The organism is Paracoccus bogoriensis (assembly GCF_019431455.1).
Taxonomy (GTDB): domain Bacteria; phylum Pseudomonadota; class Alphaproteobacteria; order Rhodobacterales; family Rhodobacteraceae; genus Paracoccus; species Paracoccus bogoriensis.
This window is the reverse complement of sequence record NZ_JAHYSR010000009.1, coordinates 81,328-95,179: the sequence shown is the minus strand read 5'-3', so window position 1 is coordinate 95,179 and position 13,852 is coordinate 81,328. Positions and strand designations below refer to the sequence as shown.

The following is a 13,852-nucleotide window of genomic DNA, read 5'->3' as shown; positions in this document are numbered from 1 at the left end:
CCGGGTAAAGAAGAGACGAGGGCGGTGATTCGGACCGCTCGACTGGCGGGCGTAAGAGGCAATTCGGATGAGCAGGCTGCGGGCACAACACCCGGCAGAAGATATCGTTCAGATCGGGGATGTTCAGCATTTCCTGGACGATGATACTCGCCTCGGCGATATCATGCGGGGCGAGCGGGCAACGCTTGGCAAATCGCTGCTGGATGTGCAGCGCGAGCTGCGCATCCGTGCCTCGTATGTCGCCGCCATCGAGAATTGCGACATCTCGGCCTTTGACGCGCCCAGCTTCATTTCGGGCTATGTGCGCTCTTATGCGCGCTATCTGGGCATGGACCCGGACTGGACCTTCCGCCGTTTCTGCGCCGAGTCCGGGTTTCAGCCGACACATGGCATGGCGCCCGCGGCGGCGGGGCCGAAACCCGTGCGTCGCCCCTCGGACCCGGCCGAGGCCCTGGCCAATCCGCGTGCGTTGTTCATCCCTCAGGAACGCAGCTTCTGGGCCGACCTGGAGCCGCGCGCCATCGGGGCGCTTGTCGTTCTGATCGCTCTGATCGCGGGGCTGGCCTATGGCGGCTATGCATTGCTGCAAGAGGTGCAGCGCGTGACGCTGATGCCCGGGGACGACCTGCCGCAGCTTGTGACCGAGCTTGACCCGACCCAAGGCGCGGGCCTGGCCAGCCCCGATCTGGAAACGCGCGATCCGGCCGAGATTGCGCGCCGCCTGCCTCAGCCCGAGGCGCTGGACCGGCTCTATCGTCCGCAGATTCTCGAAGCGCCTGTCCTGACCGCGCGCGATGGGCCGATCGCTGCGATCGATCCTGGTCTGACCGAAACTGCGGCGACGGCAATCGCGGATCTGGGCAGCGTGGCGATGCCGCAACCGCCCCAGGATGCAACGCAGGCCGCGGGCTTCGGGCCGCTGATGCCGGCAGATCTGGGCGTGCCAAGCGATATCGCGACCATGGTCGCCGATTCCCTCCCTGCCGAAGGCGGGGTCGGCGGGGTCCGCACACTGGCCCCGGACGCGCCGCAGCTTGAATTGCTGGCCGTCCGTCCGGCCTGGGTGCGTGTGACATCCGCCGATGGCACCGTCCTTCTGGAAAAGATCATGGATGCGGGCGAGCGCTTCGCCCTGCCCAAGCTGGAAGAGGCGCCGCGTCTGCGAACCGGCAATTCCGGCGCGGTCTATTTCGCGATCAATGGCCAGACCTATGGCCCGGTCGCGCCCGGCGCTCAGGTCGTCAGCAATATCGAGCTTGCTCCTTCCAGCCTGACCGAGCGTTTTGCACTGGCCGATCTGAACGCCGATCCCGAACTGGCGCAAATCATTTCGGTTGCCAGTGCCGAGCAGCAGACGGCCGAGTGATCGGCCCTCAGCGCCAGGTCCGCTCCAGCACCGACAGCCAGTTCTCGCAGGCGATGCGCCGGATCAGCGCGTCGCCATAGCCGTGATCCTGCATCGCCGCGATCAGGCGCGGCAGCGCCGCCGCATCCGGCACCTCGCGCGGCATGAGCGCACCGTCGAAATCCGATCCGAAAGCCACCCCGCCTTCGCCCAGGATCGACAGCAGGTGATCCAGGTGGCGCAGCATCATGCCGATATCCTCAAGCGGCAGACGCCGCCCGTCGGTCCGCAGAAAGCCAGAGGCGAAGTTCAGCCCCACAAGACCACCGCTATCGGCGATCTGACGCAATTGCCGGTCGGTCAGGTTGCGGCTGCTGGGGCAAAGCGCATGGACGGCGCTGTGGCTGGCCACGAGCGGCGCATCCGACAGGCGCGCAATGTCGTCGAACCCGGCCTCGTTCAGATGCGACAGGTCCAGCATGATCCCCAGGCGGTTACAGGCTGCCACCAGCGCGCGCCCGGCGGGTGTCAGCGGCCCGCCCAGATCGGGCGAGGCGGGAAAGGCAAAGGGCACGCCATGACCGTGCCGCGTGGGCCGCGACCAGACCGGCCCCACCGAACGCAGCCCCATCGCGTGCCATAGATGCAGCGCGTCCTCGTCGCGGATCGCCTCGGCCCCTTCCATGTGCATGACGGCCGCGAAGCCGCCCGCCGCGATGGTGGCGCGCAGATCCTCAGCCCCCGTGACGATGGTCAAAAGGCCCGCGCGGTGCAGGTGGTGAAGCGTGGCGGCCTGGGCAAAGGCCGGGGGCAGGGCAGCCTCGGGTGTGATCTCGGGCGGCAGGGGCAGGGCAAAGGGCGGGTTTTCCATCTGGTGCAGATGGGCTGCCTCATCCGGATGGGCGGGCGAGGGCACCCAGATCGCAAAGAAGCCGCCCACCAGACCGCCCGCCCGCGCGCGCGCCAGGTCCAGATGGCCCGTGCCATCGCCCTGCTGCCACAGCCTTGCGGCATCGGGGCCGGCGGCCACCAGCCGTTGCAGCATGTCGTTATGGCCGTCGAATATGGGGATCATGGCAAGGCTCCGGTCGGTTCGGTTGCAGAATGCACATCCTGCAAGCGTGTCGCAATGCGCTTTGCGCGCGCGCCGGGGCGCGCTAGGCTGGCACCATCAGCCAGCGAAAGGCCCGCACCATGTTCAGCATCACGCCTGATTTCGACGGCCAGACCGTCATCACGACCTTCGAGGTCACGCCCGGCAGCGCGCATGACGTGCTGGACCTGCTGACCTCGGCCTGGGCAGAGGTGATCAGTCGTCAGCCCGGTTGCCTTGGCGGCGCGATCCATCTGAACGACGCTCAGACCCGCATCGCCTCCTATTCGCAATGGCGCGACCGGCGCGATTATCAGGCCATGCTGCGCGACCCCGAGATGCGTCGCCGCAACCGCGAGATCCACGCCATGTGCAAGAGCTTCGAGCCCGTGATGTACGAGGTGCAGTCGGTCCATCCCTGATGCTGCAGATGCAGAAAGGTGGTGCATTCGCGCGCCGCGCCTTTTAGGCTGTATGAAAGGAACCGGAGGATCTTGATGGCGGGGCGGATCATCACCGTGGCCCAACAGAAGGGCGGCAGCGGCAAGACGACAATGGCGGTCAATCTGGCGGTGGCGCTGCACGGGCGCGGCTATTCGGTTGCGCTGGTCGATACCGATCCGCAGGGCAGCATGGGCCGCTGGTTCATGGAACGCATGGCCGCGCAGGGCGAGGACGAGGCGCTGGATTTCTCGACCTCGTCGGCCTGGGGCGCCAGCTACGAATCGGAAAAGCTGAAGAAGCGGTTCGATTTCGTCATCATCGACACCCCGCCCAAGATCGACAGCGATCTGCGCCCTTCGTTGCGGGTGGCCGATCTGGTTCTGGTGCCAGTGGCGACCAGCCATGTCGATCTATGGGCGACCGAGGGCGTGCTGGATCTGGCGCGGCGCGAAAAAGCCGAAGTTCTGGTTGTGCTGAACCGCACCCGCCCCAATACCCGCCTGTCGGCTGATGTGGCCGAACGGGCCGCGGAACTGGGTGCGGCTGTGGCCGACACGCGGGTCGCCAATCGCGTGGCCTATGCCGAGACCCTGGGGCAGGGGCTTGGCGTCGTCGAACGCAGCAGCGCCGGCGCTGCGCAGGACGAGATCGCAGCCCTGACGGACGAGATCCTGGCCCGCATCGGCTAAGCGCCTGCCGGCCCCGCAAGGACCAGACGACCCAAGGCAGGACGCCGCGTCAGCGACGGCACAGCACCTCGGCCTGAGAGGCGAAATGCCGGTAGCGCCGCCAGAATTCGTTGTCGCTGCTGCGCTTGGAGGTGCGGACCTCCTGCGCGCGGTGCGGATCGCGGAAGAACTGCGCCGCGCGGCGCTGGTCGGCACGCGACAGGGTCTGGTTCGCAACCTGCTGGATGCAGCCGCACAGCGCCGCATTGCCACGCGCGCGGTCGGAACGAATACAGGCGTTGTCGATGGGGCCGGCCACGGCCAGCGGTGCGGTCATTACCACCGCGGCTGCCGCGATCATCAGCCTGTTCAGGATGGTCTGCCTTGGCATGGACTGTCTCCTCGGGTTTCCGGTCGATCCGGTCCTGATCCTCGCATCTGCGGGGCACGCCGGTTTTCCCGGTCTCGAAAGGCCCACATCATCGGGTCATAGCAGATAAGCGGCACCGGCTCAATCACCGGGTGCGGCGGAGCGGCTTGACAAAGGCCTGACCGCCCGGTCGGGACGGCCTGTGCTGGATGGCGCGCGCTGGTTGCAATGGCGGTGCGGTGGCTGATCCTGATCACCAGAAGCCATCCGGAGGATCAGCCGCGCGGGATCGCCTCTTCGGATCGGCCGGGCATTTCGCGCTGGTCGAGATCCTGGCGGAAAAGACGACCAAGGCCCATGCCCTCGTCTTCTGGGCGCGGGACATTGCGCCCAAGCGGTTTCTCGTGCCGGGGAACCCGTCGCTTGTGATTTCGGTTGTGGGGCAAGCCAGAACACAAGGAGACCGCCATGCCCCGCGCCCTGTTCATCCTGACCTCACATGCCCATCTGGGCGACAGCGGCAAACCCACCGGCTTTTACTGGGAAGAGCTTGCCACGCCCTATTGGGCCTTGTCCGACGCGGGCTGGACGGTCGAACTGGCCAGCATCAGAGGAGGCGAACCGCCCGCCGATCCCGCCTCGGCCGAAGGGGACGCGCTGAATGACGACGTGCGCCGTTTCATGGCAGACGAAGCCGCGATGAACCGCTTGCGTCACACCGAGAAAGTCGAGAATGTGGCTGCAAGCGGTTGTGATATCGTCTTTCTGCCCGGCGGGCACGGAACGATGTGGGATCTGCCGGATTCGGCGCCCTTGGGCCGTCTGCTGGCCGATGCCTGGCAGTCGGGGGCGATCATCGGCGCGGTCTGCCATGGCCCGGCGGGCCTGCTGGCCGCGCGCCTGCCCGATGGTCGGGCTCTGGTGACCGGGCGCCGCGTGGCGGGCTTTACCAATAGCGAAGAGGATGCGGTCGGCTTGTCGGATATCGTGCCCTTCCTTCTGGCCGATCGCCTCAAGGCGGCGGGCGCCGAATATCATCATGGCCCCGACTGGCAGCCTTTTGCCATCGCGGATGGGCGGCTGATCACTGGCCAGAACCCGGCCTCTTCAGCCGAGGTCGCCCGGCTGATGCTGGAAGCCGCCCGCCGCCCGGCCATGCCCTGACACCAAAGCGCGCAGGGCCGCGAAACCCTCTTTCCGCGCGGACCGCGCCCTTGTATAGCCCGGCCATGACCGAGCTTGACCTGATCCGCAATTTTTCGATCGTGGCCCATATCGACCACGGCAAATCCACCTTGGCCGACCGGCTGATCCAGTTGACAGGGACTGTCGCCGAACGCGACATGAAGGCCCAGATGCTGGACAGCATGGATATCGAGCGCGAACGCGGCATCACCATCAAGGCCAATACCGTGCGGATCAACTATCCGGCCAGGGATGGAAAGACCTATATCCTGAACCTGATCGACACGCCCGGACATGTGGACTTTGCCTACGAGGTCAGCCGGTCGATGCGCGCGGTCGAGGGCTCGCTGCTGGTCGTGGATGCCAGCCAAGGGGTCGAGGCGCAGACCCTGGCCAATGTCTATCAGGCGATTGACGCGAACCACGAAATCGTGCCGGTCCTGAACAAGATCGACCTGCCCGCAGCCGATCCCGAGCGCGTCAAGGAGAATATCGAGGATGTGATCGGCATTGACGCCTCGGACGCAATTCCGATCAGCGCCAAGACCGGCCTTGGGATTCCGGACGTGCTGGAGGCGATTGTCACGCGCCTGCCCGCACCCAAGGGCGACCGGGACGCGCCGCTCAAGGCGATGCTGGTGGACAGCTGGTATGACGCCTATCTGGGGGTCGTCGTGATGATCCGGGTCATGGACGGCGTGATCCGCAAGGGCGATCAGGTCAAGATGATGCAGACCGGTGCGACCTACCGGCTGGACAAGCTGGCCGTGTTGACCCCCGCGATGAAGGATATCGAGGAATTGGGGCCGGGCGAGATCGGCGTCTTCACTGCCTCGATCAAGCAGGTCCGCGACACGCGCGTGGGCGACACGATCACGCACGAGAAAAAACCCGCGGCAGAGGCTCTGCCGGGCTTCAAGCCCGCGCAGCCGGTGGTCTTTTGCGGCCTTTTCCCGGTCGATGCCAACGATTTCGAGGCGCTGCGCGACGCGATCGAGAAGCTGGCGCTGAACGACGCGTCCTTCAGCTACGAAATGGAGACCTCGGCGGCCCTGGGCTTCGGCTTCCGCTGCGGGTTCCTGGGGCTGCTGCATCTGGAGGTGATCCGCGACCGCCTGGAACGCGAATATGACCTGGACCTGATTACGACTGCGCCAAGCGTGGTCTTCAAGCTGCATATGCGCGACGGCGAGGTGCGCGACCTGCACAACCCTGCCGACATGCCCGACCTGACCCATGTGGATCATATCGAAGAGCCGCGCATCAAGGCCACGATCATGGTGCCGGACGAATATCTGGGCGACGTGCTGAAGCTGTGCCAGGACCGGCGCGGCATCCAGCTGGATCTGACCTATGCGGGCAGCCGCGCGATGGTCGTCTATGACCTGCCGCTGGCCGAGGTGGTCTTTGACTTCTATGATCGCCTGAAATCCGTCACCAAGGGCTATGCCAGCTTTGACTACCAGATCAGCGAATATCGCGAAGATCATCTGGTGAAGATGTCGATTTTGGTGAATGACGAACCTGTTGACGCGCTGGCGGTCATGGTTCACCGCGACCGCGCCGAAAGCCGTGGCCGCGCGATGGTCGAGAAGCTCAAGGAACTGATCCCGAGGCACATGTTCAAGATCCCGATCCAGGCGGCCATCGGCTCGCGCGTGATCGCGCGCGAGACGCTGTCGGCGATGCGCAAGGACGTGACGGCCAAATGTTATGGCGGCGATGCCACGCGCAAGAAGAAGCTGTTGGAAAAGCAGAAGGCCGGCAAGAAGAGGATGCGGCAATTCGGCAAGGTCGAGATCCCGCAGACGGCCTTTATCCAGGCGCTGAAAATGGACAATTGAGGGGCCGCGCGCCCCTCGTTTTCCCTTAAAAATCCAGACCCAGATCCAGCGTTCGCGCGGAATGGGTCAATGCGCCGACCGAGATGTAGTCCACGCCCGTCGCCGCGACCTCGGCAATGCGGTCAAGACGCATGTTTCCCGAGGCTTCCAGCACCACGCGGCCATCGGCCATCGTCACCGCCTGGCGCAGGGTCGGGCTGTCCATGTTATCCAGCAGAACGACATCGGCGCCGCCCTCGTCCAGCACCTCGGCCAACTGGTCCAGCCGGTCCACCTCGATTTCCACCCGCATCATGTGCGAGGCGCGCGCCTTGACCGCCCGAAGGACCGGGCGGATGCCGCCCGCTGCTGCGATGTGGTTGTCCTTGATCAGGATCGCATCAGACAGCGACAGGCGATGGCTGAAGCCGCCACCATGCAACACGGCCTGTTTCTCGACCAGGCGCAGCCCCGGCGTGGTCTTGCGGGTGCAGGTGATGCGCGCGGCAGTTCCCCGCGTCTTGCCCACGAAGGCCGCCGTCATCGTGGCGATGCCCGACAGGCGGCCCGCGAAGTTCAGCGCCACCCGCTCGGCCGAGAGGATCGGGGCGGCCTCGCCCTCGATCCGCGCCAGTGTGTCACCCGCCGCGAAGGGGGTGCCGTCGGGGCAGAGCGCCTCGAAGCGCAGGGCAGGGTCGATCAGCCGGAAGGCGAGCGCAGCAAGCTGCATCCCCGAGGCCACGCCCGCCTCGCGCGCGCGGATCGCGGCCTGACATTGGATGCCTGCCGGGATCACGGTGCGGGTCGTGATGTCGCCATTCATGCCCAGATCCTCGGTCAGGGCGGCGCGGATCAGGGGTTCAAGGACCAGGTCGGGCAGGGGCGGGATCATGTCGGCTCCGGTTCGGTTGCAAGGCTGTCGCGCAGGGTCATGGCCTCGGCCAGAGTCAGGCGGCTGCGGCGAGCCTCGGGCAGGGTATCGGGATGATCGCTGCGGCAATGCGCCCCCCGGCTTTCGCGGCGCATCAGGGCCGCGGCGCAGATCAGCGTGGCGGCGGCAGTCATGTTGGCGATCCGGGGATGGGCCATGCCCTCGGTCTCGATGGTGGCGATCCGTCGCAGCGCGTGGCCCAGCCCTGCCGCATCGCGGATGACGCCCGCGCCTTGGGTCATGGCGGCGCGCAGGCCGCGGATCAGGGCGGGGTCCGGTGGGGCTGCGGGTGCCGGATCGGGCAGGCGGACCGGCCCGGCGTCGCGCAGCGGCATTTCGGCCGCAATCGACAGCGCGGCGCGGCGGGCAAAGACCAGCGCTTCCAGCAAACCATTCGAGGCCAGCCGGTTCGCGCCATGCAGCCCGGTCGAGGCTGCCTCGCCGCAGGCCCAGAGCCCCGGCAGGCTGGACCGGCCCTCGGCATCGGTGGCGATCCCGCCCATATGGTAATGCGCCGCCGCTGCGACCGGGATCGGCTGTCGCGCAGGGTCGATCCCCGCAGCCATGCAGGCGGCAAAGACGGCGGGGAAATGCCGGGCCAGATCGGGCAGGGCGCGGCAATCCAGCGCGGGGGCGCGCCCGGCCTGTGTTTCGGCATAGACGGCGCGGGCCACGATGTCGCGGGGTGCCAGTTCGGCATCGGGGTGCAGGCCCAGCATGAAGCGTGTGCCTGCGGCATTGACCAGAACCGCGCCCTCGCCCCGCAGCGCCTCGGTCGCCAGCGGCGCAGGATCGGCGCCGGTGGCGATGGCGGTCGGGTGGAACTGCACGAACTCGGCATCGGCAATCGCCGCGCCCGCGCGGGCGGCCATGCCCATCGCCTCGCCCCGGATGCGGGGCGGGTTGGTGGTCACGGCATAAAGCCCGCCCGCGCCGCCGGCGGCAATCAGCACCGCCGGTGCGGCCAGCGCAAGCGTGGCCGATCCGGTGGCGCGCATCAATTCAATCCCGGCGATGCGGTCCCGGTCGCGGCGCAGGCCCGTGGCCAGCCAGCCCTCCAGAACCTGGACCGAGGGCGTGGCGCGGACCGAGGCGATGAGGGCGCGCATGATCTCGGCGCCGGCCTGATCGCCGCGCACCCGCACCACGCGGGCCAGGCTGTGCGCGGCCTCGCGCGACATGACATAGCCGCCTTTGGCATCGCGATCGAAGGGCGTGCCCAGATCGGTCAGTGCAAGGATATGCGCCCGCGCCTCGTCCGCAACCATGCGCGCGACGGCCCGATCCACGATACCCGCCCCCGCCCGCATGGTATCGGCGGCGTGAAGATCGGGGCTGTCGGGCGCGGCCATCGCCGCCGCGACCCCGCCCTGCGCCCAGGCCGAACTGGCACCCTGGCCCAGAGGATCGGGCGAGATCATCAGGACCGGCCGCGGCGCCAGCGCAAGCGCTGCATAGAGCGCGCCAAGCCCCGCGCCAATGATCACCACGCGGTCATTGGGGATCATCGGGTCATGCCGCCAGCTTGCGCGACAGGTCGATCATGCGCTCGACCGCCAGGCGGGCAGAGGCGGCGATGGCCGGGTCCACCTCGATCCGGCCGGTCATCGTGTGCAGCGACCAGAGCACCTTTTCCAACGTGATCTTCTTCATGTAGGGGCACATGTTGCAGGGCCCGAGGAACTCGACCCCCGGATGGGCGTCGGCGATGTTCGAGGCCATCGAGCATTCTGTGACCAGCATCGCCTTTTCGGGGCGCTCGCGGCCCACATAGTCGATGATATGAGCGGTCGATCCCGCGAAATCGGCCTCGGCCACGACATCGGGGGGGCATTCGGGATGGGCGATGATACGGATACCCGGATGCCATTCGCGGAAATCGCGCAGATCCTGCGGGGTGAAGCGTTCATGCACGATACAGGCGCCGTCCCACCAGACGATGCGCTTCTGCGGCACCTGTTTGGCCACGTTCTGCGCCAGCCATTTGTCGGGGGTCATGATGACCGTGTCGCCCGGCATGGCCGCCACGATCTGCGCGGCGTTGGACGAGGTGCAGCAAATGTCTGACGCCGCCTTTACCTCGGCCGTGGTATTGACGTAGCTGACGACCTGGGCGCCGGGATAGCGCGCGCGCATCTGCGCGATCCCCTCGGCGGTGATCGATTCGGCCAGCGAGCAGCCGGCCTCCATGTCTGGCATGAGAACCGTCTTGGCCGGGTTCAGGATCTTCGAGGTCTCGGCCATGAAATGCACGCCGCATTGCACGATGATGTCGGCATCCACGCGCGTGGCCTCGATCGCCAGTTGCAGGCTGTCGCCCACGACATCGGCAATGCCATGATAGATGTCAGGCGTCATGTAGTTATGGGCCAGCACCACCGCGCCGCGTTCAGCCTTGAGCCGGTTGATCGCGGCGACCCAAGGCGCGGCCATGACCCAGTCGGGATAGGGCATGACGCGGGCCATGGGGGCGTGCAGATGCGCCAGCTCGCGGGCCAGCGTCTCGGACGGGGCCAGATCGTAATGCGCGGCAAGCTCGCGGCGGATAAGGGTATCGTCCAGCAACTCGGCTCCTCCTCCGATGCGATGGCGGGCGATGCCGCGCCTTCTCGTGACCCGTCGTCAGCTGATGTGACCGTTTCGTGAAGGCGATTTAGAGGATTTCCTTGCGCCCGTCACCCCCGCTGCGTCACCCCCGCTGCGTCATCCCCGCGCCGCTGCCCGCGCCAGCCGCCTTTCGGCTCGGCGGGCCCTTCGTGCCCGCCGCCAGGGATCGCCGTGGCGCAGCCACAGCACCGCCAGCCACCACAGGGCGATGCAGGTCCAGATATCCACCGCCAGCCGGGCGGCGACGGACTGCCCTTCGGGGTTCATCTGCAGCGCGTCGCCCAGCACCGACAACAGCACGCAGGCGCCAAAGGACCACAGGCCGCCGCGCCCGATCTGCTGCATCCAGACGCCCGGTCTGCTGGCGGCGATCCGCGCCATCACGGGGCCAAGCGGCACCACGACCAGCCAGGCCGCCGCCATGATCGCCAGATAGCGGGTGCCGTCGAGGCTCCATTTGTCGATCGTGCCATAGACCATCCGCATCGCCTGCCTGACGGCCAGAGCGGGTTCTCCGATGCGGGCCGCGATGACGATGGCGCAACCGAAGGCGAACATGCCAAGCGCGAGGGCCGTCACCAGATGGCGGCGCGGCAAAAGCGCGGCCATGATCCTGTCCCGGAAAAGGCCCATCGCCACGCCGGAAAAGAACAGAAGCTGCCATCCGAAGGGGTTGAACAGAAATCCGCCTTGCCGGCGATGGTTCGGCAGCAGGCTGTTCAGTTCGGGCCCGTGCCACCAGATCGCGACCAGGGCGACCGCGACGGCCAACGGCCAACGCAGCATCAGCGGCACGATGACCGGCGTCACCGCCAGAAGCACGACATAGACCGCCAGAACATCGACGATGTTGGGTTGCAGCCACATCGAGGCCAGCGCACCGACATAGCCAAGCGGGTTCTCGATCACCCAGACCGCGTATTGGTTCCAGATCGCCGTGTGCCTCATCCCTGCCGCCAGAAGCGCCGCCGACAGCAGCGCCATCAGCACGCCGATCAGGATCATCGCGCGCCAGACCTCGAAGGCGCGGCGGGCAAAGCGCCATTGCGCGGCGCGCTGCCCCTCGCGGCGTTCGACCGACCGCCAGACCATGCCGACCAGGAACCCGGACAGCAGCACGAACAATTCGGATGCGTCGAAGATCGAGAAATTCGGCAGCGTCACCCCCCGCATGACCGAGACCGGCATGTGGTTGACCATGATGCTGAGCAGCGCATAGCCGCGCAGCATGTCCAGCGTGATCATGCGGTTCATGCGGGCAGCGCGCTCCAGCGGGCCAGAAGCGCCCGGTCCGAGACCAGCGCGTCGGTTTCCGCCGGGTCCAGATAATCCAGCGCCTCGGACTGGCTGCGGGCATGGTCGATCTTGGCGCCCGCCGTCACCCGCAGCAGCGCCCGAGCGGTCGGCAATTCGCCCTCGGATGGGGGCAGGGCGGCCAGATGGTTCCGCATCACCTGCGGGTCACGCCCCAGCCGCAGCAGGGCCTCGCGCCCGGTGATGGGCGCGGGCAGGGCGCGGGCGATGGCGGCGGCCTCGGTCAGGATCGAGGGCGGGTCGCGTTCCTCGGGCGTGACCAGCAGGCCGCGCATCCGCGTCCAGCGCCCCAGCACCGCGCTGGCCGACAGCCGCGCCGTCAGCGGCGACAGGATCAGCCCGGCCAGGATAGGAGACAGCCAGATCAGCTGCGGCGGCGAGAATTGCCACAGTACGACCAGCGTTCCCAGCCCCAGCAACACATGGGACCAGTGGTGGCGCAGCACCAGTCCCCAGCCCGGGACATGGCCGGCCCGGATCTGCGGGTTCCAGCCGCTGTCGCGGCCGCGCAGGATCTCGGCGATCTGGCGGGTCTGGACCAGCATCTGCACGGGCGCGATCAGCGCCGACAGCACCGTCTCGAAGAGGGCGCTGGCAAAGATCCGCACGCGCCCGCCCGAATTGCGGGCCAGAGGCCGCGCCCAGGCCCGGAAGGTCGCGATGAACTTGGGCAGCAACAGCAGCGCCATGGCGATGGCGAACAGCCACAGCATCCGGCGGCTGTCAAAGACCGGCCATTCGGGGAAAAGCTGGTAGGCGTTCGGGAAATATTCGGGCGTGGACAGAAGCACCGTCGCCGACAGGACCAGGCCCACGAGGATCAGCGCCAGCCAGATCGGGCTCATCAGGAAGCTCATCATGCCGATGACGAAATGCACCCGGCTGATCCCGCGCATCCCGCGCATCCCCAGAAGTCGCGCATGTTGCAGGTTGCCTTGCGCCCAACGGCGCTCGCGTGCGGCCATGTCCATCAGCGTGGGCGGGCAGCCCTCGTAGCTGCCGCGCAGGTCGTGATCCAGTCGCACCTTCCAGCCCGCCCGGCAGAGCGCCGCGGCCTCGACGAAATCGTGGCTGAGGATCGTGCCGCCGAACGGCGGACGCCCCGGCAGGCGCGGCAAGCCGCAGGCCTGGGTGAAAGCCTCGGTGCGGATGATCGCGTTGTGCCCCCAGTAATTGCCCGTATCGCCCGACCAGGCCGAGACGCCGCGCGCGATCATCGGGCCATAGACGCGGCCGGCGAACTGGGTCTGACGCGCCAGGATCGTTTCGCCTCCGACCAGCATGGGCATGGTCTGGATCAGGCCTACGGAAGGGTCGGCGGACATGCGGGCGGACAATTCACGGATGGTCTTGCCGGTCATCACGCTGTCGGCGTCCAGGACCACGAACTGGTCGAAGCGGCCGCCCCAACGGCGCAGGAATTCGGCGATGTTGCCGGATTTGCGGTCCTCGTTGTCGGCGCGACGACGATACCAGATCGGCAGCGGCGACAGCGCGCGGGCGGCGGCCAGCGCCTGGCTTTCCTGAACCGCGATCGAGGCGTCGCGGCTGTCCGAGAGAACAAAGATCTCGGTGCGTTCGGCCATGCCTTCGGTGGCGATCTCGCGCGCAAGGGCGACCAGCAGGCTGATGCTGGCGGTTGCGTTCTCGTGATAGATCGGCATGACGACGGCCAGCCGCGCGTTGCCGGGATCGTCGGGCGTGGTCAGGCGGGGGGCCAGAAAACCCGCGACCGTCGCGCAGAAGGAAAAGCCCACCCAGGCGAAGGTCGGCACGAAAAGCGTCAGAAAGGCGATCTGCATCAAGGTCGGATCAGTGCCGAAGGTCGCCAGCATCTGCCGAAAGCCCAAAGCCGCGATGGCCGCCGTGCCACCGAAGGCCACCAGACGCGCCAGCCAGACACGCAGGCTGTTCATGTGCCGTGCAGGCCCTCCGCGTGGCGGAGAGCGGAAATCCTGGACCGGCATGGCCAGCGGCGCCTCGGGCGGCATGGCCGCAAGCGCGGTATCGGAGGCGCCTTTCGCAGTGCGACAAGAGGCCGCAAGGGGCGGCTGTTCAATTGTCATCGGCGG

At 67.2% G+C, this 13,852-nt stretch carries 12 protein-coding genes; 5 read left to right on the top strand and 7 right to left on the bottom strand.

The genetic code is table 11. The features are described 5' to 3' along the window. Window positions 1–67 precede the first annotated feature (67 nt). Entirely contained in the window at window positions 68–1,366 is a 1,299-nt protein-coding gene (locus KY389_RS06405; protein ID WP_219830019.1) for a helix-turn-helix domain-containing protein, read from the top strand. A 7-nt stretch (window positions 1,367–1,373) separates the two neighbouring features. On the opposite strand, the gene KY389_RS06400 is transcribed toward KY389_RS06405, so the two are convergent. Continuing rightward, on the bottom strand, window positions 1,374–2,420 hold the full coding sequence (locus KY389_RS06400) for a dipeptidase (RefSeq protein WP_219830018.1): 1,047 nt from the start codon (window positions 2,418–2,420) through the stop codon (window positions 1,374–1,376). 119 nt (window positions 2,421–2,539) lie between these two features. Here KY389_RS06400 and KY389_RS06395 point away from each other — a divergent pair, with 119 nt between their 5' ends. Both KY389_RS06395 and parA read left to right on the top strand, forming a co-directional pair. Continuing rightward, on the top strand, window positions 2,540–2,860 hold the full coding sequence (locus KY389_RS06395) for an antibiotic biosynthesis monooxygenase family protein (RefSeq protein WP_219830017.1): 321 nt from the start codon (window positions 2,540–2,542) through the stop codon (window positions 2,858–2,860). A 75-nt stretch (window positions 2,861–2,935) separates the two neighbouring features. Beyond that, window positions 2,936–3,571 carry a ParA family partition ATPase gene (gene parA, locus KY389_RS06390; protein WP_219830016.1) on the top strand — a complete coding sequence of 212 codons (636 nt, stop codon included), beginning with the start codon at window positions 2,936–2,938 and terminating at the stop codon, window positions 3,569–3,571. A 49-nt stretch (window positions 3,572–3,620) separates the two neighbouring features. On the opposite strand, the gene KY389_RS06385 is transcribed toward parA, so the two are convergent. After that, entirely contained in the window at window positions 3,621–3,941 is a 321-nt protein-coding gene (locus KY389_RS06385) for a hypothetical protein (protein WP_246587991.1), read from the bottom strand. Between the two features lie 447 nt (window positions 3,942–4,388). On the opposite strand from KY389_RS06385, the gene KY389_RS06380 reads away from it, so the two are divergent. Together KY389_RS06380 and lepA are read left to right on the top strand one after the other, a co-directional pair. After that, a complete protein-coding gene (locus tag KY389_RS06380; protein ID WP_219830015.1) occupies window positions 4,389–5,084 on the top strand; it encodes a type 1 glutamine amidotransferase domain-containing protein in 696 nt (231 codons plus the stop codon). A gap of 65 nt (window positions 5,085–5,149) precedes the next feature. After that, a complete protein-coding gene (gene lepA / locus KY389_RS06375) occupies window positions 5,150–6,949 on the top strand; it encodes a translation elongation factor 4 (protein ID WP_219830014.1) in 1,800 nt (599 codons plus the stop codon). A 25-nt stretch (window positions 6,950–6,974) separates the two neighbouring features. Here the strand turns inward: lepA and nadC are convergent, their stop codons facing one another. The 5 genes from nadC to mdoH form a co-directional block, all read right to left on the bottom strand. Beyond that, window positions 6,975–7,820 carry a carboxylating nicotinate-nucleotide diphosphorylase gene (gene nadC, locus KY389_RS06370; protein WP_219830013.1) on the bottom strand — a complete coding sequence of 282 codons (846 nt, stop codon included), beginning with the start codon at window positions 7,818–7,820 and terminating at the stop codon, window positions 6,975–6,977. Beyond that, the gene (locus tag KY389_RS06365; protein WP_219830012.1) at window positions 7,817–9,367 is read right to left on the bottom strand and encodes an L-aspartate oxidase; all 1,551 of its coding nucleotides are present in this window, start codon (window positions 9,365–9,367) and stop codon (window positions 7,817–7,819) included. Before KY389_RS06365 ends, nadC begins: the two co-directional genes overlap by 4 nt. A 4-nt stretch (window positions 9,368–9,371) precedes the next feature. Continuing rightward, entirely contained in the window at window positions 9,372–10,424 is a 1,053-nt protein-coding gene (gene nadA / locus KY389_RS06360; protein WP_219830011.1) for a quinolinate synthase NadA, read from the bottom strand. A 138-nt stretch (window positions 10,425–10,562) separates the two neighbouring features. Continuing rightward, on the bottom strand, window positions 10,563–11,720 hold the full coding sequence (gene opgC / locus KY389_RS06355) for an OpgC domain-containing protein (protein WP_219830010.1): 1,158 nt from the start codon (window positions 11,718–11,720) through the stop codon (window positions 10,563–10,565). Beyond that, window positions 11,717–13,846 (bottom strand): glucans biosynthesis glucosyltransferase MdoH, encoded by a 2,130-nt coding sequence (mdoH, locus tag KY389_RS06350; protein ID WP_246587990.1) that lies wholly within the window; start codon window positions 13,844–13,846, stop codon window positions 11,717–11,719. The genes opgC and mdoH overlap by 4 nt, the downstream gene beginning before the upstream one ends. Between the last annotated feature and the right edge of the window lie 6 nt (window positions 13,847–13,852).